This window comes from Streptomyces sp. NPDC006368 (genome assembly GCF_040612535.1).
Classification (GTDB): domain Bacteria; phylum Actinomycetota; class Actinomycetes; order Streptomycetales; family Streptomycetaceae; genus Streptomyces.
The window spans coordinates 266,491-286,419 of record NZ_JBEXQK010000002.1; the positions used below are offsets into that span (position 1 = coordinate 266,491).

Here is a 19,929-nt window from a genome sequence, read left to right on the forward strand (position 1 = left end):
GTACATCATGGGTCTGGGTGGCTGCATCATCCTCATCGGGGTGGGTGCGATTCTCACCTTCGCGACCGATTGGGAAGCCAAGGGCGTCAACCTCGATCTGGTGGGGTTGATCCTGATGGCGGTCGGCATCATCGGAGTCGCGGCGTTCACCAGCATCTACCGGCGCCGCAGGGCGGTCGTCCCGACGGTCGCGCCGACCGTCGTGGACCCGGGCGACGACCGGCGCGTGCTCTGAGGCGCCCCCTGATCAGCTGTCGAGTCCGGCGAGGATCAGGGGCAGCCGCGAGACCCCCTGCTCCGTGACCTTCACCGGCACGCCCCAGTCCTGCTGGTGGACGTGGCAGGCCGGGTACTCGTTGGCCGGGTCGTCGTCGCAGGACGCGGCCATCGCCGAGACGTGGAGGACGCCCTCGGTGACGTCCGGACCCAGCGTCAGCTCCCGGGACAGGTCCGTGCCGGTGCCCTCGCCGGACGCCAGCAGACCGGGCGGCGTGGACGAGACGAGGAGCCGCGTGGACGGTCCGTACCGCTCGTCCAGCTTCTGTCCGGTCGGCGCCCGGAAGATGACGTCCAGCCGCAGCGTGCCGGGGGCGATCTCGGTCGCCTCGCGCCGCGTGCGGTGGGCGACGGCATCGACCTGGACGGCCTCTTCCGGGAGCCGCAGCCGCGTCAGACGGTGCCGGGCCGACTCGACGACCACGATGTCGTCGCCGACGAGTACGGCGTCGCTCGGCTCGCGCAGATCCGTGGCCAGCGTCGTGACCTCGCCCGTGGCCGGGTCGTAGCGGCGCAGGGCGTGGTTGTACGTGTCGGAGACCGCGACCGACCCGTCGGGCAGGGCGGTGACGCCCAGCGGGTGCTGGAGCAGCGCCTGCGCGGCCTCGCCGTCGCGGTGGCCGAAGTCGAACAGGCCGGTGCCGACGGCCGTGTGCACGGCCCCCTCGGCGTCGATCCAGCGCAGCGCGCTCGTCTCGGAGTCGGCGATCCACATGCGGTCGCCGGCCGGGGCGAGCCCGGACGGCTGCGCGAACCACGCCGCGTCGGCGGACCCGTCGACCAGGCCCTCATTGGTGGTGCCGGCGGCGACGGACACCGTCCCCCGCTCCGGGTCGTAGGCCCACAGCTGGTGGACGCCCGCCATGGCGATCCACACCCTGCCCTGCCACCAGGCGACGTCCCACGGCGACGACAGCGCCACCTCGCGGGCGGCGCCGCACGTCGGGGACCCCTGCCACCACTGCGCGCCGGTTCCGGCGAGGGTGCTCACCTCACCGGTGGCCAGGTCCAGTTGGCGCAGGGCGTGGTTCACCGTGTCGGCGACGACGACCCTGCCCCCGGGCAGCAGGGCGAGGCCCTGGGGCTCGTTGAAGCGGGCCTCCTCCGCCGTGCCGTCGGCCAGGCCCCGCTCGCCGGAGCCGTAGCGGCGTACGACGCTCTCGCCGTCGGCCGCGAGCTCGACCAGCTGGTGGCGGGTGGTGTCCGAGACGAGGAGGTGGCCGCTCTCCAGCAGGAGCGCCTTGCCGGGGAAGCGCAGGTGCGTGGCCTCGGGCTCGGGCGGGACGTACGGCCCGTCGCCGCGCCGCAGGGTGCCCTTGGCCTCGTGCTCGGCCTCCAGCTCCTCCACGAGCGTCTCGATGGCCTTGGCGTGCCCCTCGCCCGCGTGCTGCGCGACGACGTACCCCTCGGGGTCGATGACGACGAGCGTCGGCCACGCCCGCACGGCGTACTGCTTCCAGGTGGCGAGCTCGGGGTCGTCGAGGACCGGGTGGTGCACGCCGTACCGCTCGACGGCGTCGACGACGGCCCGGTGGTCGGCCTCGTGCACGAACTTCGGGGAGTGCACGCCGATGATCACCACCGTGTCCCGGTGCTTCTCCTCCAGCTCCCGCAGCTCGTCCAGGACGTGCAGGCAGTTGATGCAGCAGAACGTCCAAAAATCAACGACAACGCACTTACCTCGCAGGTCGGCGAGGGTGAGCTCTTTGCCTCCGGTGTTGAGCCAGCCGCCCTTGCCGATCAGCTCGGGGGCACGGACACGGGCACGGCGGGGCGCGGGGGTGGGCGCCGGGGCAGCATCGTTCATGTTTCAAGCTTGCCATTGACCCATGAACATCGGATCACGGCCGCACGACGCCGTCGGCCCGCCCAGCTACGGCATCCGCTCCACCACGGCGACCTCCGATTCTTCCGTCACTTCGTCACCCGCTGCCTCCGCCCCAGCCCCATCTCTCGTCGCCCAGACGATCCGGCAGCGCTCGTCACCGTCGAACCTCACGCCCACCCTCCCCCGCTGGACTTCCACTCGATCGATTGCGAGGCTTGGGCGCTCACGCCTTCCGGCTGCATCGTCGGCTTCCCAGGCTTCACGCAGCAGGCCCGCGTCCAGGAGCGGAGAGATGTCCACGGAAGGGGCCGGCATCCGCAGTAGGTCCGCGCGCAGCCCCTCGATCCGGGTACGAAGTCGTCCGGCGAGCCGGTTGTACCGGTCGATCGCTTCTGCGCCGGTGAACTCGCCACGGACGTACCTGGCCTCCTCCAGGTCCGCCAGACGGGCCCCTTGGTCCGCGATCTCCGCCTCGATCGCGTCCCGCTTCGCGAAAACCTCCGGGTCCTCCCTCTTCACCCGGCGGTCGGCGATCACGGTGAGCAGCGGGTCCTGGGGCTCCAGGGACGGCAGGCGTGGGAGGAACGCCCGGGTCACGTATGCGTCGATGCTCTCCACCCGGGCCGAGACGCCGGAGCATCCTCGCCCCATCCGGTGGCTGGAGCACTGGTACGACGTGCCGGCCTTGCTCATACGGGCCCCGCAGAGTCCACAACGTGCTATCCCGGTGAGCAGTGACTTCCCCTGCTTGTGGCCGTGCCGCTTCCCCGCCGGAGGAAACGTGCGCGCTTCGAGCCGGCGGAGGATGAGCTCGCGCTCCCCGACCGTGATGATCCCCTCGCCGATGCTCACGGTTTCGAGGGTCGCCGGATCCCGGTAGGGAGAGACCCGGTTCATGTACTTGCGTGTCCCGTCCGGCTGCTCCTCGTACTCGGTCGCGGCATGAGACCGGCGAAGGCCGGTGAGCGAAGGAGTTGCATGACGCTCGACGAGTTCCTTTCGCCTCCGCGGGCCGACTCCACCCCATGCTCGTTCAGCAGCCGGGCGATGTGGACGAGCGCCTTCCCGGACAGCGCTTCGTCGGCGATCAGGCGGGCGTAGACGGCGCTCTCGGGGTCGTGGACGAGCTTCTTCGTCTCCGGGTCCACCAGGAGCCCGTAGGGCGGCTGCCCACCGATCCATTGCCCCCGTTGCCGCAGGTATCGCTTTGCGCTGCCGACGCGCATCCCGAGATCGCGCGACTCGTTGCGCGCGAGTTCCGCCAGCATCGCGATGGTGACGCGGGCGCTGTCGTTCCGCGTGTCGAGCCTCCATGACGGAGACCAGCCGTCCGCCGACCCGACCTATGTCGTCCAGCGCCTTGCCGACCTCTCCGACGCCCTTGCGGGACAGACGGTCGAGCTTCCAGACGACCGGAACGCCCACGACTCCGGCCGTGACGGCTGTGATCGCCGCGTCGAACCCCTTGCGGCTGACGTTCTTGTAGCCGGAACGTCCACGGTCGATGTGGACCTTGCGGACAGTCAGTCCGTTGCGCTCCGCCCGCGCCCGGCAGTCGGCTTCCTGGCGGTCGATCGCGGTCTTGCCTTCCCGGTCAGGGGACAGACGCAAGTACAGGTCGGCAGTGGTGTGTTGGTGCACGCTTCCACCCTGGCGACGAGTGCGCACATTGGTTCAGGAAACCCAGAAATCAACAACAACGCACTTACCTCGCAGGTCGGAGAGGGTGTACTGCTTGTCGCCTGTGTTGAGCCAGCCGCCCTTGCCGATCAGCTCGGGGGCCGAACGCGTGCACGTGTAGCCATGTCCCCATCCAACCGCACGCGACCGGGTACGCATTCCCGGCATGAAATACCTCGTACGCGACAAGATCTTCGCGATCGGTGACGACTACTGGATCGAGGACGAGCATGGGCGCCACGCCTTCCTCGTCGACGGCAAGGCGCTGCGGCTGCGCGACACCCTGGAGCTGAAGGACCCCGCCGGGCGGGTGCTGGTCACGCTGCGGGCGAAGATGCTCAGCCTGCGTGACGCGATGGTCATCGAGCGGGACGGGGAGCCGCTGGCCACGGTTCGCCGCAAGCGCCTGTCGCTGCTGCGCAACCACTACCGCGTCACCATGGCGGACGACAGCGGGACGGAGCTGGACGTCAGCGGCCGGATCCTGGACCGCGAGTTCGCCGTCGAGTACGACGGCCAACTGCTGGCCCACATTTCGCGGCGGTGGCTGCGGATGCGGGACACGTACGCCGTGGACGTGGTGCGGGAGGACGCGGACGCGCCACTGCTGATCGCGGTGGCGGTGTGTGTGATCCGCATGGCGGAACGGGAGTAGGAGGACCCCCGCGGGGGCCGCGGGGCGGGGCCCCCGCCCCAGGAGGATTCCCGGCGGCCCCTGGGGGCCCCGGGAGTCCTGGGGGGCCGTTGTGGGTCAGCGGGGCGCGGCCAGGCCCAGGAGGCGGTCCTTCAGGGCGGGGAACTGCTCCCGCGTCGTGCGGACCTTCTCCGGGTCCAGGTCCACCGTGAGGACCTCCTCCGCCGTGCCGGCCTCCGCCAGCACCTCTCCCCACGGGTCGACCACGATGCTGTGGCCCGCCTGCTCGACGCCCGCGTGGGTGCCGGTGGTGCCGCAGGCGAGGACGTACGCCTGGTTCTCGACGGCACGCGCGCGTGCCAGCAGCGTCCAGTGGTCCCGGCGGCGGGCCGGCCAGCCCGCCGGGATGACGAGCGCGAGCGCGCCGGCGTCGACCAGGCCCCGGAACAGCTCGGGGAAGCGCAGGTCGTAGCAGGTGGCGACGCCCAGGGGCAGGTCCGGCACCGGGACGGTCACGAGCGCGGAGCCCGCCGCCATCATCACCGCCTCGCCCTTGTCGAAGCCGAAGCGGTGGATCTTGCGGTAGGTGGCGGCCAGTTCACCGGACGGCGAGAAGACGAGGGAGGTGTTGTAGAGGAGCCCGTCGGGGGCGCGCTCCACGACGGAACCGGCGTGCAGCCAGACACCCGCGTCGGCCGCGGCCTTGGCCATCGCCTCGTACGTCGGGCCGTCGGGCCCCTCCGCCTCCGCCTCGAACGACTCGTACGCGAAGGCGCCGACCGGCCACAGTTCGGGGAGGACCACCAGGTCGGCACCGCGCTGTTCACGGACGAGGGACGCCACACGCACACGGCGGGCTTGGGATGATTCATCCGGATCCACCGCGATCTGGATCAGCGAGGCGCGCACACTACCACCGTCCTGGCACTTGAGTTGTCAACACGGGCCTACGATCGTCACACGAAAGCACTGCCGGGGTGCCTCAGGGCAGCGTAACTTAACTGCCACAGCACCCAGCCCGCGTACCAAACCGCCCGAGGGGTCCCGTGACCGTCCATCCCAGCCTCCAGACTTACGCCGACGCCTGGACCCACTCCATCGAAGCGATATCCGAGCTGGTGCAGCCACTCGTCGAAGGGGAGTGGAACCGCCCCACGCCCTGCCCCGGCTGGTCGGTGCGCGACATCGTGTCGCACATCATCGGCATGGAGTGCGAGATGCTGGGCGACCCGCGCCCGATCCACTCCCTCCCCCGCGATCTCTTCCATGTGCGCAGCGACTTCGCCCGCTACATGGAGATGCAGGTCGACGTGCGGCGCCACCACACCGCTCCGGAGATGACCGCCGAGCTGGAGTACGTCCTCATCCGCCGCGCGCGCCGGCTGCGCAACGAGAACCGCTCCCCCGACACCCTCATCCGCGCGCCGCTGGGCGCCGAGCAGTCCCTGGAAGTGGCCTACCGGATGCGGGCCTTCGACGTCTGGGTGCACGAGCAGGACCTGCGCACCGCGCTCGGCAGGCCCGGCAACCTCGACTCCCCCGGCGCGTACGTCGCCCGCGACAACTTCCTCCAGGTCCTGCCGAGGGTCGTCGCCAAGGACGCCGGCGCCCCGCCGAACACGGCGGTCGTCTTCGACGTGCACGGCCCGGTGGAGTTCCTGCGTACGGTGCGGGTCGACGCGGAGGGTCGCGGCACGATCGACGGCGCCCCGTCCCTCGGGCCCGCGGTGACCCTCAGCATGGACTGGGAGACGTACATGCGGCTGGCGTGCGGGCGCGTGCGGCCGGCGGCCGTCGCGGACCGGGTGAAGGCGGAGGGCGACCAGGAGTTGGCGGACGCGATCCTCGCCCACTTCGCCGTGACGCCGTAGCGGAGCCCGCACGGGGGTCCGGCACCGGAGTGCCGTAGCGGAGCCCGCGGGCCGTCCGGCACCGGGGTGCCGCAGCGCGGAGCCCGCAGGGGGCCGGGCACCGGAGTGCCGCAGTGGAGCCCGCAGGCGGTCACACCGGGACGTGCACAGCCTCCACCCTGCTCGCCACCAGCCGCTCCCGCTCCAGCCGCGCCGTGCGCGCCCGCAGCCGCAGGATCTGCGTGACGCCCAGCGCCTGGAGCACGAAGACCGACGAGAACGCGATCCGGTAGTCGTCGCCCGTCGCGTCCAGGAGCACGCCGATGGCCAGCAGGGTCGTCATCGAGGCGGTGAACCCGCCCATGTTGACGATCCCGGAGGCCGTGCCCTGCCGCTCCGGCGGGTTGGCGGGCCGGGCGAAGTCGAAGCCGATCATCGACGCCGGCCCGCACGCGCCGAGGACCACGCACAGGGTGGCCAGCAGCCACATCGGGGCCCGGCCCGGGTGGGCGAGGGTGGCCGCCCACAGGGCCGCCGTCGCCGCGACCGTGCCGAGCGCCAGTGGGGCGCGCGCCGCGTGGTGCCGGGCGATGATCTGGCCGTACGCGAGGCCGACGACCATGTTGGAGAGCACCACCAGCGTCAGCAGTTCACCCGCCGTGCCCCGGGACAGGTGCTGCGCCTCCACGAGGAACGGCATGCCCCACAGCAGCAGGAACACCATGGCCGGGAACTGGGTGGTGAAGTGCACCCACATCCCGAGCCGGGTGCCGGGCTCCCGCCAGGACTCCGCGATCTGGCGGCGTACGAACGCCGGTCCGGCGTGCGGCGCCGGGGCGGCCTCGGCCCCCTCCGGGTGGTCCTTGAGGAAGAGCAGCAGGGGGACGAGGACGACGACCCCGGCCGCGGCGCTGCCCGCGAACGTCGCCGTCCAGCCGAGCCCGTCCAGCATCCGCGCGATCACGATCGTCGAGACCAGGTTCCCCGCGACGCCGAAGAGCGCCGCCACCTGCGCGATCATCGGCCCGCGCCGGGCGGGGAACCAGCGACCGCCCAGCCGGAGCACGGAGATGAACGTCATGGCGTCACCGCAGCCGAGCAGCGCGCGGGCCGCCAGCGCCATGCCGTACGACGGGGAGAGCGCGAAGCCCAGCTGCCCGAGGGTGAACAGCACCACGCCCAGGGTGAGGACCTTCTTCGTCCCCAGCCGGTCGACCATCAGGCCGACGGGTATCTGCATGCCCGCGTACACGAGCAGCTGGAGTATGGAGAACGTCGACAGGGCGGAGGCGTTGACGCCGAAGCGGTCGGCGGCGTCGAGCCCGGCCACGCCCAGCGACGTACGGAAGATGACGGCGACGAGGTAGACGGACACGCCGACGCCCCAGACGAGCACGGCGCGCCGCCCTCCCGGCTCCGGGTTCGGGGTGCTCGCGGCACGGGGGGAGCTCACCGGTCATCACCCCGGACCAGCACCTTGACGCGGCTGACGTGCCGGTGCACGCACCGTGCGGCGCCCTCGGCGTCCCCGGCGCGGATCGCGTCGAGGATCTCGGCGTGCTCGGCGATGTTCTTGGCGACGCGGTCGGGGTGGGCCTCCATCACGGCCACGCCCATCCGCAGCTGCCGGTCCCGCATCTGGTCGTAGAGGCGGGAGAGGATCTCGTTGCCGGCGTTGCGCACGATCTCGGCGTGGAAGCAGCGGTCGGTGACGGCGACGGCCGCGAGGTCCCCTTCGCCGGCGCGCAGGCGCTGCTCCTCCAGGAGTTCCTCCAGCCGCCCGATGAGCCGCGCGGGCGCCGGTACGGCCTTGCGGACGGCGAACTCCTCGACGAGCAGCCGGGTTTCGACGACGTCCGTGATCTCCTGCGCGGACACGGCGAGGACGAGGGCGCCCTTTTTCGGGTAGAGCTTCAGCAGCCCTTCCATCTCCAGCTTGAGGAGAGCCTCGCGCACGGGGGTACGCGAGACCCCGACTGCCTCGGCGAGCTCGCCCTCGGTGAGGAGGGTCCCGCCCTGGTAGCGGCGGTTGAGGACCGCCTGCTTGACATGGGTGTAGACGCGGTCGGCGGCAGGAGGCGCGGAAGGCATGCGCACAGCATAGATACAACAGAGGTGCGAGAGAAAAGCCCGTCCGCGATACGGACGGGCTCCCTCCTCGTACGGTGTCACGCCCAGGTGATGAGCCTCTTCGGCTGCTCCAGGATCGCGGCGAGGTCCGCCAGCACCTTGGAACCGAGCTCGCCGTCGACCAGGCGGTGGTCGAACGACAGCGCCAGCGTGGTGACCTGACGGGGCTTCACCTTGCCCTTGTGGACCCACGGCTGGAGCTTGATCGCGCCGACCGCGAGGATCGCGGACTCGCCCGGGTTGAGGATCGGCGTACCGGTGTCGACGCCGAAGACGCCGACGTTGGTGATGGTCACCGTGCCGCCCTGCATGGCCGCGGGGGTGGTGCGGCCCTCGCGGGCGGTGGCGACCAGCTCGCCGAGCGCCTCCGCCAGCTGGGGCAGGGTCTTGGCGTGCGCGTCCTTGATGTTCGGCACGATCAGACCGCGCGGCGTGGCCGCCGCGATGCCCAGGTTGACGTAGTGCTTGACCACGATCTCCTGCGCGGCCTCGTCCCAGGAGGCGTTGATCTCCGGGTTGCGCTTGATCGCGACGAGCAGCGCCTTGGCGACGAGGAGCAGCGGGTTCACCCGGAGCCCGGCCATGTCCTTGTCGGACTTCAGCTCCTCGACCAGCTTCATCGTGCGGGTGACGTCGACCGTGACGAACTCGGTGACGTGCGGCGCGGTGAAGGCGGACCCGACCATCGCCTGGGCGGTGGCCTTGCGGACGCCCTTGATGGGGACGCGGGTCTCGCGGTCGGTCCCGGCGGGCGCGGCGGCCGGAGCCTGCGGCTGCCGGGGTTCCGGCTGCGCCTGCGGTGCCGGCCGCGGTGCCTGCTGTACGGGTACGGCGGCGGGGGCGGCGACCGACGCCGCGGCGATGGCCACCGCCGCGTGGACGTCGTCGCGGGTGATGATCCCGTCGGGCCCGGTCGGGGTGACCGTCGCGAGGTCGATGCCCAGGTCCTTGGCCAGCTTGCGCACGGGCGGCTTCGCGAGCGGGCGCGGGCCGGCCGGGGCGACCGCGGGGGCCCCCGTGCGGCCGTTCAGCTCGCCCTGGACCGCCGCGGCGGCGGGCGCCTGGACGGGCGCCGCACCGGTGGCCGCGCCGGTTGCCGGACCGGTGGCCGGCTTGCGCGGGCGCCGCTTCGTGGACGTCGCGGCCACCCCGTATCCGACGAGGACGGGCTGCCGCCCCTGGGGCTCGGCCTCCTCGGCGGCCGTCCCCGCGGTGTCCTTGGCGATGGGCTCCTCGGCCGCGGGCTGCGCGGTCTGCGGCTGCTCCTCCTGCGTACCGGGCGCGACGTCGACGGAGATGATCACCTCGCCGACGTCCACCGTCGTGCCCTCGGGGAAGCGCAGCTCGTGGACGACCCCGTCGTACGGGATCGGCAGCTCCACCGCCGCCTTCGCGGTCTCCACCTCGCAGACGACCTGCCCGTCCGTGACGGTGTCGCCGGGCTGGACGTACCACTTGAGGATCTCGGCCTCGGTGAGCCCCTCGCCCACGTCGGGCATCTTGAACTCACGGAATCGGGAAGACGCAGTAGTCATGGTCACGTCCTCCTCAGTACGCGAGCGAGCGGTCGACGGCGTCGAGCACCCGGTCCAGGCCCGGCAGGTACTCCTCTTCCAGCCGCGCCGGCGGGTACGGCGCGTGGTAGCCGCCGACCCGCAGGACGGGTGCCTCCAGGTGGTAGAAGCACCGCTCCGTGATGCGAGCGGCGATCTCGGCACCCGAGCCGTAGAAGACCGGCGCCTCGTGGACGACGACCAGCCGCCTCGTCCTCTCGACCGACGCCTGGATGGTGTCGAAGTCGATCGGGGACATCGAGCGCAGGTCGATGACCTCGACCGACCTGCCCTCCTCGGCCGCGACCGCGGCGGCCTCCAGGCAGACCTTCACCATCGGCCCGTACGCGGCCAGCGTCAGGTCGGACCCCTCGCGCACCGTGCGGGCGCGGTGCAGCTCGCCCGGGATCGCCTCGGTGTCGACCTCGCCCTTGTCCCAGTAGCGCCGCTTCGGCTCGAAGAAGATCACCGGGTCGTCGCTCTGGATGGCCTGCTGGAGCATCCAGTACGCGTCCGACGAGTTCGACGGCGAGACGACCTTCAACCCCGCGACGTGCGCGAACAGCGCCTCGGGGGACTCGCTGTGGTGCTCGACGGCGCCGATGCCGCCGCCGTACGGGATGCGGATGACGACCGGGAGCTTGATCTTGCCCAGGGCGCGCGCGTGCATCTTGGCGAGCTGCGTGACGATCTGGTCGTACGCGGGGAAGACGAAGCCGTCGAACTGGATCTCGACGACCGGCCGGTAGCCGCGCAGCGCGAGGCCGATCGCCGTGCCGACGATGCCGGACTCGGCGAGCGGGGTGTCGATGACCCGGTCCTCGCCGAAGTCCTTCTGCAGCCCGTCCGTCACACGGAACACGCCGCCCAGCTTGCCGACGTCCTCGCCCATGATGAGGACCTTGGGGTCGGTCTCGAGCGCGGTGCGCAGCGACTCGTTGAGCGCCTTGGCGAGCGGGAGTTTCTGTACAGCCATGATCACTTGACCTCGCCATCCACGAACGACGCCTGATACGCCGCGAACTGCGCGCGCTCCTCGTCGACGAGCGCGTGCCCGTCGGCGTACACATGGTCGAACATCGCCATGTGCTCGGGGTCCGGCATGGCCCGCACCGCCTCGCGGACGCGCTTGCCGAGCGTCTCCGACTCGGTCTCCAGCTCCTCGAAGTACGCGGCGTCCGCGTACCCCTGCTTCTCCAGGTAGGCGCGCAGCCGCAGGATCGGGTCCTTGGCCTCCCACGCCGCGCGCTCGTCGTCGTGGCGGTAGCGGGTCGGGTCGTCGGAGGTGGTGTGCGCGCCCATGCGGTACGTGAACGCCTCGACGAGCGTCGGCCCCTCGCCGCGGCGGGCCCGCTCCAGCGCCGACCGGGTCACGGCCAGACACGCGAGCACGTCGTTGCCGTCGACGCGGATGCCCGGGAAGCCGTAGCCCTGCGCGCGCTGGTAGAGCGGGACGCGGGTCTGGCGCTCGGTCGGCTCGCTGATGGCCCACTGGTTGTTCTGGCAGAAGAAGACGACCGGGGCGTTGTAGACCGCGGAGAAGGTGAACGATTCGGCGACATCGCCCTGGCTGGAGGCGCCGTCACCGAAATAGGCGATGACCGCGCTGTCCGCGCCGTCCTTGGCGACGCCCATGGCGTAGCCGGTGGCGTGCAGGGTCTGCGATCCGATGACGATCGTGTACAGGTGGAAATTGTTGGTGTTCGGGTCCCAGCCGCCGTGGTTCACGCCACGGAACATGCCGAGCAGATTCGTCGGATCGACCCCGCGGCACCAGGCGACACCGTGCTCGCGGTACGTCGGGAAGACGTAGTCGTCGTCGCGCAGCGCCCGGCCGGAACCGATCTGGGCGGCCTCCTGGCCGAGGAGCGAGGCCCACAGACCCAGCTCGCCCTGACGCTGGAGGGAGGTGGCCTCCGCGTCGAACCGACGGGTGAGGACCATGTCGCGGTACAGGCCGCGCAGCTCTTCGGGGCTGAGGTCGATGTCGTACTCGGGGTGCTGGACGCGCTCACCCTCGGGCGTCAGCAGCTGTACGAGCTGGGGCTCGGCGCTCTGGGCGCCCTCTGCCTTGGTTCCGCTCGCGCTGGTGCGCTTACTGCTGCGTCGCGGCTTGCGCGCGGCAGTGCCTTCCACGGTCACGTGCGTGCTCCTCCGTCTGTCCGGCCCCCGGGGTCCGCCGGGTGCTGGGGTCCCCCTCGCTCCTGTGAGCTCGGGGAAGCGGCTCCGCCTGTTTCCGTACGTGTGCACGGGGTGGGTGCCCTCGGCCGGGAACAGGCGTGACAGGTGCCCCGGCGAGCACCCTGTCAAAGGCACGTTACCCAGTGCGTCGCATAACTGCGAAACCCCATTTGACCTGCGATTTTGCTTGGATTTCCAAGTAAATCGAGAAAAGGTGGAACATCACTGGTCACAGCCTTGTGGGCCGCCGGAACACGGGCACGTTATCCCGCGAACCCCGGGCACGGGAAGAGTGAGTATGTGAGACTGATTCCGTGCGCGAAGACGGAAAAATCACGGTATTTCTGCTGGATGACCACGAAGTCGTGCGCCGGGGCGTGCATGAACTGCTCTCCGTCGAGGACGACATCGAGGTCGTCGGCGAGGCGGGCACGGCGGCGGACGCCCTGGTCAGGATCCCGGCCACCCGCCCGGACGTCGCGGTGCTGGACGTCCGGCTCCCCGACGGCAGCGGCGTCGAGGTCTGCCGTGAAATCCGTTCCCGCGACGATTCCGTCAAATGCCTGATGCTCACGTCGTACGCCGACGACGAGGCGCTTTTCGACGCGATCATGGCCGGTGCCTCCGGATACGTCCTCAAGGCCATCCGAGGCAGCGAACTCCTGGCGGCGGTCCGCGACGTCGCCGCCGGCAAGTCCCTTCTCGACCCGGACGCGACGGCCCGCGTCCTGGAACGGCTCCGCGACGGCAACACCCCGAAGGGCGACGACAGGCTCGCGTCGTTGACGGACCAGGAACGCAAGATCCTCGACCTCATCGGCGAGGGCCTGACGAACCGGGCGATCGGCGAGCGCCTGCACCTCGCGGAGAAGACGATCAAGAACTACGTCTCCAGCCTGCTGTCCAAGCTGGGCATGGAACGCCGCAGTCAGGCCGCCGCCTACGTGGCCCGCCTCCAGGCGGAACGCCGCTGAGGGAGCCGGCCGGCGCCTGACCCGGGACCCGGCCGGGAGGCGGAACCCGGGATCGGGCGGCCGGCGGCACCGTCGAGGGCGCGGCGTGGGGCCTTTGCCGCCGCACCCGACCGGGGAGCGTTTACGCGGGACCTACGTCCCGGGCCGCAGGGTCCCCGGACCCATGTGCCGGGCCGTGGACCACGGGAGGGTGGAGGCATGCCCTCCACCGACGAACCGCGGGCCATCGAGCTGCTCTGCCGCGTCCCCTACGGGCGCCTCGCCACGAGCATGCGCGCCATGCCGTTCGTCGCCCCCGCCCAGCACCTCGTGGGCGGCGACGGCGACGGCCGCGTCCTGCTCCGCATGCACCGCGGGCTCGGTTACCACCGCGCCTGCGACGGCGGCGTCGTCGCGTACGGCGCCGACAACTTCAACTCCGGCGCCGCCGTCCTGTGGTCCGTGCAGTTCACCGGCACCGCCCTCCTCGTCGAGCCCACGGACCGGGAGCGCGCGCTCTTCGGGCCGCCGCCGCGCCATGTCGACGGCGCCCCCTTCGAACCCGTGTACCTGCGCATTCGGCCGCGGTTCGTCTCCGTTCACTCCCAACACGCTGAGTGATCTAACATCTGCGGAGTGCCGCGCTCATCTGCATCCCCCGCCCCACCCCTGAGTGCGCTGCTGCGCCGCTACGACGACCCCGGCGAGCCGCTCTCCTGTGTCCCCGTCACGCAGGGCCTGCTCAACCGCGGCTACCGCCTCGCCACCACGCGCGGCGCCTACTTCCTCAAACAGCACCTGGACGCCCCGACCGCCGACCGGGCCACCATCGTCCGCCAGCACCGGGCCACCCAGCGCCTGCACGGCCTCGGCGTCCCGGTCGCCCCGCCGCTCCCCGACGCCGAGGGCCGTACCGTCGCGGAGATCGGCGGCCGGTGCTACGCCCTCCATCCGTGGGTCGACGGCCGCCACCGGGGCGGGGACCAGCTGACGACGGCCGGATCGCGGCGGCTCGGCGCGCTCCTCGGGCTCGTCCACACCTGCCTGGAGCAGGTCATGGAACCCCACCACGAGCACCGGCACGACAGCGCGGACCCGGACGAGACCTTCCGGCTCATCGACCGGCTGCTGGCCCTCTCGCGCGGGCGGCGCCCCCGGGACGCCTTCGACGAGCTGGCCGAGCACCGGCTGCTGGAGCGCCGCCGGCTCCTCGCGGACCACGCCCACCGCCGCCCCGCGCCGGCCGGCGCGGGCGGCTGGGTGCACGGCGACTTCCACCCCCTGAACCTGCTCTACCGGGGAGCCGAGCCCGCCGCGATCGTCGACTGGGACAGGCTGGGCGTGCAGCCGCGCGCGGAGGAGGCGGTACGGGCGGCCGTCATCTTCTTCGTCCAGCCCGCCGGGGAACTGGATCTGGCCAAGGTACGCGCGTACGCGCGCGCGTACCGGCGGGCGGCCCGCGCGGGCGCGGCCGAGCTGGCGGCGGCGGTGCACCGGGTGTGGTGGGAGCGGCTGAACGACTTCTGGATACTGCGCTGGCGCTACCAGTTGCACGACGGAAGGGCCGACCCGCAGTTTCCCGCGGCGTCGGCCCTGGCGGTGTGGTGGACGCGGGAGTACGAGGCGGTGTGCGAGGCGTTCACCGGCTGAGCGCCTCCCCGGTCGGGAGCGCTCGGGGGCCGGTGTCAGCCCGTGGTGCCGCCCTGGTCCGCGCCGCCCACGTCCGTACCGCCCTGGTCCGCGCCGCCCACGTCCGTACCGCCCTGGTCCGCGCCGCCCACATCGGTACCGCCCTGGTCCGCGCCGCCCACATCGGTACCGCCCTGGTCCGCGCCGCCCTGGTCGGCGCCGCCCTGGTTGCCCTCGGTCGTGCCTTCCGTGGTGCCCTGGTCGGTGCCCTCGGTCGTGCCCTGGTCGGTGCCCGTGCTGGTGCCGGGCTGCGACGGCGTGCCTCCGGACGGCGACGGGTTGTCCGGCTTCGGGTACCTCGGCGGGTCGTAGGACGGCGTGCGTTCGTTCCAGCCGCCGCTGCCGCCGGTCGAGCCGTCGGGCTCCTCGCTCCGCTGCGTCTTCTCGTCGCTCGGCGACGGGCTGACGGTGCTGTCCTGCTTGGACGGCGAGTTGGTGACGGACGGCTTCTTGTTGTTCTCGTTGTTGCCGGACGTGCCCGCCTTGTCGAGCGCGTACACGACGCCCGCCACGATCGCGATCAGCGCGAAGGCGACGAACAGCCACAGCTTGCCGCGGCCGGCGCCGGCACCACCGCGCCCGCCGTCGTACGCGTACGCGCCGTCGTCCGGGTTCAGCGGCGGCAGGATCGGACCCTGCGACGTCTCACCGTGCACGGGGTGACCGAGCGCGGTCGTCGCGGCCATGCCGCCGACCGGGGTGTGGGCGCCCTCGTGCATCTCGACGGGCCCGGTGTTCCAGGTGCCGGTGTGGCTGCCCTGCTGCTGCAGCATCTGCAGCCCGTACTGCACCAGCCCGCGCATCTCCTCGGCGCTCTGGAACCGGTCGTCCGGGTCCTTGGCGAGCGCGCGCATGGCGAGCCCGTCGAGCTCGGGCGGGGCGACGTCGGCGACCTCCGACGGCGGGATCGGCATGTCCTGGACGTGCTGGTACACGACGGACAGCGGGGTCTCGCCGGTGAAGGGGGGCCGCAGGGCGAGCAGCTCGTAGAGCAGACAGCCCGTGGCGTACAGGTCGGAGCGGTGGTCGACGGCCTTGCCGAGCGCCTGCTCCGGCGAGAGGTACTGCGGCGTGCCCATGACCATGCCGGTCTGGGTCATCGTCGTGGACGCCCCGTGCAGGGCGCGGGCGATGCCGAAGTCCATCACCTTGACCGCGCCACCGTGGGTGATGATGACGTTCGCGGGCTTGATGTCGCGGTGCACGATGCCGTGCTGGTGCGAGTAGGCGAGCGCCTCCAGGACACCGGAGACGATGATCAGCGCCTGCTCGGGCGGCGGCGCCTCGGCGTTGAGCAGCAGGTCGCGGATGGTGCGGCCCTCGACCAGCTCCATCACGATGTACGGCACGGACTGGCCGTTCACGACGTCCTCGCCGGAGTCGTACACGGCGACGATGGCGTGGTGGTTCAGCCCGGCGACCGACTGGGCCTCGCGGGTGAAGCGGGCCTTGGAGACGGGGTCCTCGGCGAGGTCGGCGCGCAGCAGCTTGACGGCGACGGTGCGCCCGAGGCGTACGTCCTCGGCGGCGAACACCTCGGCCATGCCGCCGCGGCCGAGACGGTGGGTCAGCCGGTAGCGGCCGTCCCCGACGAGCCCGCCGACGCCCCAGTCGGCGGCTTCCGCGGCGTCCTGGGCGGCGCGGTCGCGAGATCCGGCGCCGTTGCGCGACTCGGCGCCGTTGCCCGGCTCGGCGTCGTCGCGCGACTCGGCGTTCCGGGCTCCGCCGCCGTCCGACACTCCTCCGCCGCCGCCTGCTTCGGATCCGGGTGCCATCAGTCCTCGCCGTCGTTTCTGTGCCACGTGCCGCGCTCCGCGTGCCGGTGTGTGCCTGCGGTGTGACGCCGTGTCTTAGCCGTGTCTCAAGGGGTACTACGCCCAGTCACGCTACAGCCTCCACGCGCCGGGCCGGTCAGGGATGGACCGGCCATCCAACAGGTTTCGCGTACACCTGTGCAAATTCCATCCCTGCCGCGTGCCGTCCTTGTAACGCTTCCGAGACGCTTCTTGTGCGTACGGTCACGGAACGGGCACCAGGCTTGACGTGTCAGTGGCCTCGGGCAGACTTGGGCCGTAAATCCGGATCATCGCGGCCACGCGCGCACGGGGGAGCAAGAAATGAGCCAGGACGGCGCACGGGGCCGCTATGCGGGGGGCTCGGTAGCCGGCGGGCGGTACCAGCTTCGTGACCTGCTCGGCGAGGGCGGCATGGCGTCCGTGTACCTGGCGTACGACAGCGCGCTGGACCGGCAGGTCGCCATCAAGACGCTCCACACCGAGCTGGGGCGCGAGCAGTCGTTCCGTGAGCGGTTCCGGCGCGAGGCCCAGGCCGTCGCCAAGCTCCAGCACACCAACATCGTGTCCGTGTTCGACACCGGCGAGGACGACCTCGGCGGGGCGCTCATGCCGTACATCGTCATGGAGTACGTGGAGGGCCGGCCCCTCGGGTCCGTCCTGCAGGCGGACATCCAGCAGTACGGCGCGATGCCGGCCGACAAGGCGCTCAAGGTGACCGCCGACGTGCTGGCCGCCCTGGAGACCAGCCACGAGATGGGCCTGGTCCACCGGGACATCAAGCCGGGCAACGTGATGATGACCAAGCGCGGGATCGTCAAGGTCATGGACTTCGGCATCGCGCGCGCCATGCAGTCGGGCGTCACGTCGATGACGCAGACCGGCATGGTGGTCGGCACGCCGCAGTACCTGTCGCCCGAGCAGGCGCTGGGGCGCGGCGTCGACGCGCGCTCCGACCTGTACTCGGTCGGCATCATGCTCTTCCAGCTGCTGACGGGCCGCATCCCGTTCGACGCGGACTCGCCGCTGGCCATCGCGTACGCCCATGTGCAGGAGGAGCCGGTCGCGCCGTCCTCCATCAACCGGTCGGTCACGCCCGCCATGGACGCGCTCGTCGCCCGGGCGCTCAAGAAGAACCCGAACGAGCGCTTCCCGAGCGCGGCGGCGATGCGGGACGAGTGCCTGCGGCTGCTGTCCGCCGGGCAGACGGGCGCGCCGGTGATCGTGGCGGGCGGCGCACCGGCGAACAGCGGGGCGGGCGTGGGCTCGGCGGTCTTCCCGCCGGTCGACCACACGACCCCGGCGCCGGGTCCGCACAGCGTCCAGACCCCGTACCACCCGGCTCCCGGCCCCTACGGCGCCCCGACCCCGCCCCCGGTGGCCACGCCGGCACCGGCTCCCGCGCCGAGCTACGGCTACCCGCACGGCCCGGCCCCGACCCCGGCGCCCGGGATGTACCAGCCGACCCCTCCCCCGTACACGATCTCCCCCCGGACCACCGCGCCCTCGGGCGGCGGCTCGCGGAACATGCCGGTGATCGTCGGCGCCATCGTCGTCGCGCTCCTCGCGATCGGCGGCGTCGTCACGGCGGTCGCGCTCAACAACGAGGACGACCCGAGCAACGTGCCGACCGCCGGAGACGGCACGAGCGCCTCCCCCCAGCAGGGCGAACACAGGCCGCCGGAGCGGAACCGGAAGATCGACCCGGAGAAGTGCTCCGACGCGACCGAGGACAGCGACGACCCGAAGAAGGTCCAGGCTCCCGACTTCACCTACAAGGACCTGATTTCGGTCAAGACGTGTCTGCAGGCAGCGGGCTGGCAGGTCAAGGAGACGCGGGTCGACCATCCTCAGTACGCCGAGGACCAGGTCATTGAGCAGTTTCCCACGTCGGGCACCGCAGTCGTCCCCGGCGACCAGACGTTCGAACTCAAGATCGCGACAGGCAACCCGGGTCAGTAGTGTCCGGTTCTCCCTCGTCACGGGCCGGGTTGCCACACCACCCGCCTGCAGCATGCGCACGTCAATTTGGTGCGTAGGAGGGGGAACCATGCGCACGCGTTCTCGTGTGTCCATAGCGATGACCGTCGCCGCTGCCGCCGTATTGCCGATCACAGTCGCCACTCCCGCCGCAGCTGCCTCTTCGGGATGCTCCGTCACAGGTGCGTCGGGCAGCGCGAGCTGGACCTGGAACGGCAGGTACCGGATGGATTCCCGTGGACCACGTCGCTCAATGACACGACCGGCGTAAAGCCGGCGCTCGTCGAGGTGGCCAACATGGAGGGGAGCAGCGTTCTCACGCTGTGCGGCTCCGCTTCCGTCAGCAACCCCAACTGGTAGGGGAACCACACACCCTTCACCTGGCCCGGTACGTGTGACGTACCGGGCCATTTGGCCGCTCCGGGTGCCGGGACAACCGCCGCGTGTGACGCTGAGTGCGTCATCACGGTTGTGACCGTGACGACGAGTACTCCAGCGGCTCGGCACGGGAGGGGGTCACACGGTGACTCCGAAACTCGGCTCGCGGTGGGCGATCGGCCTCACCCTGGCGGCACTGCTGCTCGCCACGCCACCTGTCGCGTACGCGGACGGGACCGCCGCGGCGCCCGAGCCGTCGTCGCCGAAGCCCAGCGGGAGCGCCGGCGGTGGGTCGGTGTCGGCCGTACCGACCGTGGTGCCCCTGCCCAGCGGGTCCGGTGGGGCCGAGGGGGCCCTCATCCCGTCGCGCGGGCCCAGCCCGGCGGACGCATCGGTCAAGCCGACGCGGGGGTCGGGCAAACCGGCGCCCCAGGCGAGCAAGCCGACGCGGGGGTCGGGCAAACCGGCGCCCCAGGCGAGCAAGCCGACGCGTGTGCCGGGCAAGCCGGCGGCGCCGTCGCTGGCCGGACGGCCGGCCGGGGAGGGACGCGAGCGGCCCGGGCGGCCCCGACCGCCGTCGCCCCCGCCGAGCCCGTCGCCCTCGGAACCCGACCCGGAGACGGCCGCGCCGGACGACTGGGACGACCCCTCAGGTACCAAAACCGCAACAGCGCCGGACGCCTCCGACGCGTCCGGCGAGGAGGAGTCGTCGCCGGAAGCGGTACCGGAGACGGACTCCCCCGCGGCGGTCGTGCCGTCCCGTACACCGCCGGCCGCCGCGTACGAGCCCGCCGCCCGGGCCGCCGACACCATCCCTGACCGGCAGATTCCCGTACTGACCCTGGGCGTGGGCCTCGCCATGATGGGCCTCGGGCTGGGCTTCCTCGGTCTGCGGATGCGGCGCCGCTGACCCTCCCGGATCGTCCGGGTCCCCCTTGAGTCGGATCTCCAGGGTCCCTCCGAGGTCGCTTGTCCGGGCGGACATACTCGGTATACATACTGAG

Annotated in this window: 19 protein-coding genes and 1 pseudogene; 9 read left to right on the forward strand and 11 right to left on the reverse strand. The window is 71.6% G+C overall.

The genetic code is table 11. The annotated features are described in order from the left end of the window. The first annotated feature begins 7 nt into the window (after positions 1 to 7). A complete protein-coding gene (locus tag ABZZ38_RS03050) occupies positions 8 to 235 on the forward strand; it encodes a DUF6458 family protein (RefSeq protein WP_356735078.1) in 228 nt (75 codons plus the stop codon). Between the two features lie 12 nt (positions 236 to 247). Here ABZZ38_RS03050 and ABZZ38_RS03055 read toward each other — a convergent pair whose 3' ends face one another. From ABZZ38_RS03055 to ABZZ38_RS03070, 4 genes and pseudogenes are all read right to left on the reverse strand, one after another. Further along, complete coding sequence (locus ABZZ38_RS03055; RefSeq protein ID WP_356735080.1) at positions 248 to 2,083, reverse strand: NHL domain-containing thioredoxin family protein; 1,836 nt, start codon at positions 2,081 to 2,083, stop codon at positions 248 to 250. Between the two features lie 66 nt (positions 2,084 to 2,149). Next, complete coding sequence (locus ABZZ38_RS03060; RefSeq protein ID WP_356735287.1) at positions 2,150 to 2,956, reverse strand: zinc ribbon domain-containing protein; 807 nt, start codon at positions 2,954 to 2,956, stop codon at positions 2,150 to 2,152. Positions 2,957 to 2,997: 41 nt separating this feature from the next. Continuing rightward, the gene (locus tag ABZZ38_RS03065; protein ID WP_356735289.1) at positions 2,998 to 3,372 is read right to left on the reverse strand and encodes a recombinase family protein; all 375 of its coding nucleotides are present in this window, start codon (positions 3,370 to 3,372) and stop codon (positions 2,998 to 3,000) included. A gap of 19 nt (positions 3,373 to 3,391) precedes the next feature. After that, positions 3,392 to 3,772: pseudogene (locus tag ABZZ38_RS03070) on the reverse strand (recombinase family protein); the annotation flags it as partial. A 178-nt stretch (positions 3,773 to 3,950) separates the two neighbouring features. Between ABZZ38_RS03070 and ABZZ38_RS03075 the strand changes: the two are divergent. Beyond that, complete coding sequence (locus tag ABZZ38_RS03075) at positions 3,951 to 4,439, forward strand: LURP-one-related family protein (RefSeq protein WP_356735082.1); 489 nt, start codon at positions 3,951 to 3,953, stop codon at positions 4,437 to 4,439. A gap of 96 nt (positions 4,440 to 4,535) precedes the next feature. Here the strand turns inward: ABZZ38_RS03075 and ABZZ38_RS03080 are convergent, their stop codons facing one another. Then, positions 4,536 to 5,327 (reverse strand): carbon-nitrogen family hydrolase, encoded by a 792-nt coding sequence (locus ABZZ38_RS03080; protein ID WP_356735084.1) that lies wholly within the window; start codon positions 5,325 to 5,327, stop codon positions 4,536 to 4,538. A gap of 137 nt (positions 5,328 to 5,464) precedes the next feature. Here ABZZ38_RS03080 and ABZZ38_RS03085 point away from each other — a divergent pair, with 137 nt between their 5' ends. Next, on the forward strand, positions 5,465 to 6,289 hold the full coding sequence (locus ABZZ38_RS03085) for a maleylpyruvate isomerase family mycothiol-dependent enzyme (RefSeq protein WP_356735086.1): 825 nt from the start codon (positions 5,465 to 5,467) through the stop codon (positions 6,287 to 6,289). A gap of 130 nt (positions 6,290 to 6,419) precedes the next feature. On the opposite strand, the gene ABZZ38_RS03090 is transcribed toward ABZZ38_RS03085, so the two are convergent. From ABZZ38_RS03090 to pdhA, 5 genes are all read right to left on the reverse strand, one after another. Next, positions 6,420 to 7,721: an MFS transporter gene (locus ABZZ38_RS03090; RefSeq protein WP_356735088.1), complete on the reverse strand. Its 1,302-nt coding sequence runs from the start codon at positions 7,719 to 7,721 to the stop codon at positions 6,420 to 6,422. After that, positions 7,718 to 8,359, reverse strand: coding sequence for a GntR family transcriptional regulator (locus ABZZ38_RS03095; protein ID WP_356735090.1), 642 nt, complete (start codon positions 8,357 to 8,359; stop codon positions 7,718 to 7,720). The genes ABZZ38_RS03090 and ABZZ38_RS03095 overlap by 4 nt, the downstream gene beginning before the upstream one ends. A 77-nt stretch (positions 8,360 to 8,436) precedes the next feature. Next, on the reverse strand, positions 8,437 to 9,933 hold the full coding sequence (locus tag ABZZ38_RS03100) for a dihydrolipoamide acetyltransferase family protein (protein ID WP_356735091.1): 1,497 nt from the start codon (positions 9,931 to 9,933) through the stop codon (positions 8,437 to 8,439). Positions 9,934 to 9,946: 13 nt separating this feature from the next. Continuing rightward, a complete protein-coding gene (locus tag ABZZ38_RS03105; RefSeq protein ID WP_356735093.1) occupies positions 9,947 to 10,927 on the reverse strand; it encodes an alpha-ketoacid dehydrogenase subunit beta in 981 nt (326 codons plus the stop codon). A gap of 2 nt (positions 10,928 to 10,929) precedes the next feature. Beyond that, on the reverse strand, positions 10,930 to 12,093 hold the full coding sequence (gene pdhA, locus ABZZ38_RS03110) for a pyruvate dehydrogenase (acetyl-transferring) E1 component subunit alpha (protein ID WP_356735095.1): 1,164 nt from the start codon (positions 12,091 to 12,093) through the stop codon (positions 10,930 to 10,932). 353 nt (positions 12,094 to 12,446) lie between these two features. Here pdhA and ABZZ38_RS03115 point away from each other — a divergent pair, with 353 nt between their 5' ends. The 3 genes from ABZZ38_RS03115 (at position 12,447) to ABZZ38_RS03125 (ending at position 14,735) form a co-directional block, all read left to right on the forward strand. Beyond that, positions 12,447 to 13,106 carry a response regulator transcription factor gene (locus ABZZ38_RS03115; RefSeq protein ID WP_356735097.1) on the forward strand — a complete coding sequence of 220 codons (660 nt, stop codon included), beginning with the start codon at positions 12,447 to 12,449 and terminating at the stop codon, positions 13,104 to 13,106. A 198-nt stretch (positions 13,107 to 13,304) separates the two neighbouring features. After that, complete coding sequence (locus tag ABZZ38_RS03120) at positions 13,305 to 13,706, forward strand: pyridoxamine 5'-phosphate oxidase family protein (protein WP_356735099.1); 402 nt, start codon at positions 13,305 to 13,307, stop codon at positions 13,704 to 13,706. Between the two features lie 15 nt (positions 13,707 to 13,721). Beyond that, positions 13,722 to 14,735: a phosphotransferase gene (locus ABZZ38_RS03125; RefSeq protein WP_356735101.1), complete on the forward strand. Its 1,014-nt coding sequence runs from the start codon at positions 13,722 to 13,724 to the stop codon at positions 14,733 to 14,735. Positions 14,736 to 14,770: 35 nt separating this feature from the next. Here the strand turns inward: ABZZ38_RS03125 and ABZZ38_RS03130 are convergent, their stop codons facing one another. Further along, the gene (locus ABZZ38_RS03130) at positions 14,771 to 16,549 is read right to left on the reverse strand and encodes a protein kinase (protein ID WP_356735103.1); all 1,779 of its coding nucleotides are present in this window, start codon (positions 16,547 to 16,549) and stop codon (positions 14,771 to 14,773) included. 342 nt (positions 16,550 to 16,891) lie between these two features. On the opposite strand from ABZZ38_RS03130, the gene ABZZ38_RS03135 reads away from it, so the two are divergent. From ABZZ38_RS03135 to ABZZ38_RS03145, 3 genes are all read left to right on the forward strand, one after another. Further along, positions 16,892 to 18,529: a protein kinase gene (locus ABZZ38_RS03135; protein WP_356735105.1), complete on the forward strand. Its 1,638-nt coding sequence runs from the start codon at positions 16,892 to 16,894 to the stop codon at positions 18,527 to 18,529. A gap of 186 nt (positions 18,530 to 18,715) precedes the next feature. Further along, positions 18,716 to 18,907, forward strand: coding sequence for a hypothetical protein (locus ABZZ38_RS03140; RefSeq protein ID WP_356735107.1), 192 nt, complete (start codon positions 18,716 to 18,718; stop codon positions 18,905 to 18,907). 163 nt (positions 18,908 to 19,070) lie between these two features. Then, on the forward strand, positions 19,071 to 19,835 hold the full coding sequence (locus tag ABZZ38_RS03145) for a hypothetical protein (RefSeq protein ID WP_356735109.1): 765 nt from the start codon (positions 19,071 to 19,073) through the stop codon (positions 19,833 to 19,835). Positions 19,836 to 19,929 lie beyond the last annotated feature (94 nt).

Excerpts from the sequence above, each read along its gene's own strand:
- ABZZ38_RS03140 (WP_356735107.1), top strand. The coding sequence starts at position 18,716 with ATGCTCCGTCACAGGTGCGTCGGGCAGCGCGAGCTGGACCTGGAACGG.
- ABZZ38_RS03120 (WP_356735099.1), top strand. The coding sequence starts at position 13,305 with ATGCCCTCCACCGACGAACCGCGGGCCATCGAGCTGCTCTGCCGCGTC.
- ABZZ38_RS03065 (WP_356735289.1), bottom strand. The coding sequence starts at position 3,372 with ATGCTGGCGGAACTCGCGCGCAACGAGTCGCGCGATCTCGGGATGCGC.
- ABZZ38_RS03055 (WP_356735080.1), bottom strand. The coding sequence starts at position 2,083 with ATGAACGATGCTGCCCCGGCGCCCACCCCCGCGCCCCGCCGTGCCCGT.
- ABZZ38_RS03050 (WP_356735078.1), top strand. The coding sequence starts at position 8 with ATGGGTCTGGGTGGCTGCATCATCCTCATCGGGGTGGGTGCGATTCTC.
- ABZZ38_RS03135 (WP_356735105.1), top strand. The coding sequence starts at position 16,892 with ATGAGCCAGGACGGCGCACGGGGCCGCTATGCGGGGGGCTCGGTAGCC.
- ABZZ38_RS03095 (WP_356735090.1), bottom strand. The coding sequence starts at position 8,359 with ATGCCTTCCGCGCCTCCTGCCGCCGACCGCGTCTACACCCATGTCAAG.
- ABZZ38_RS03105 (WP_356735093.1), bottom strand. The coding sequence starts at position 10,927 with ATGGCTGTACAGAAACTCCCGCTCGCCAAGGCGCTCAACGAGTCGCTG.
- ABZZ38_RS03130 (WP_356735103.1), bottom strand. The coding sequence starts at position 16,549 with ATGGCACCCGGATCCGAAGCAGGCGGCGGCGGAGGAGTGTCGGACGGC.
- ABZZ38_RS03100 (WP_356735091.1), bottom strand. The coding sequence starts at position 9,933 with ATGACTACTGCGTCTTCCCGATTCCGTGAGTTCAAGATGCCCGACGTG.
- ABZZ38_RS03075 (WP_356735082.1), top strand. The coding sequence starts at position 3,951 with ATGAAATACCTCGTACGCGACAAGATCTTCGCGATCGGTGACGACTAC.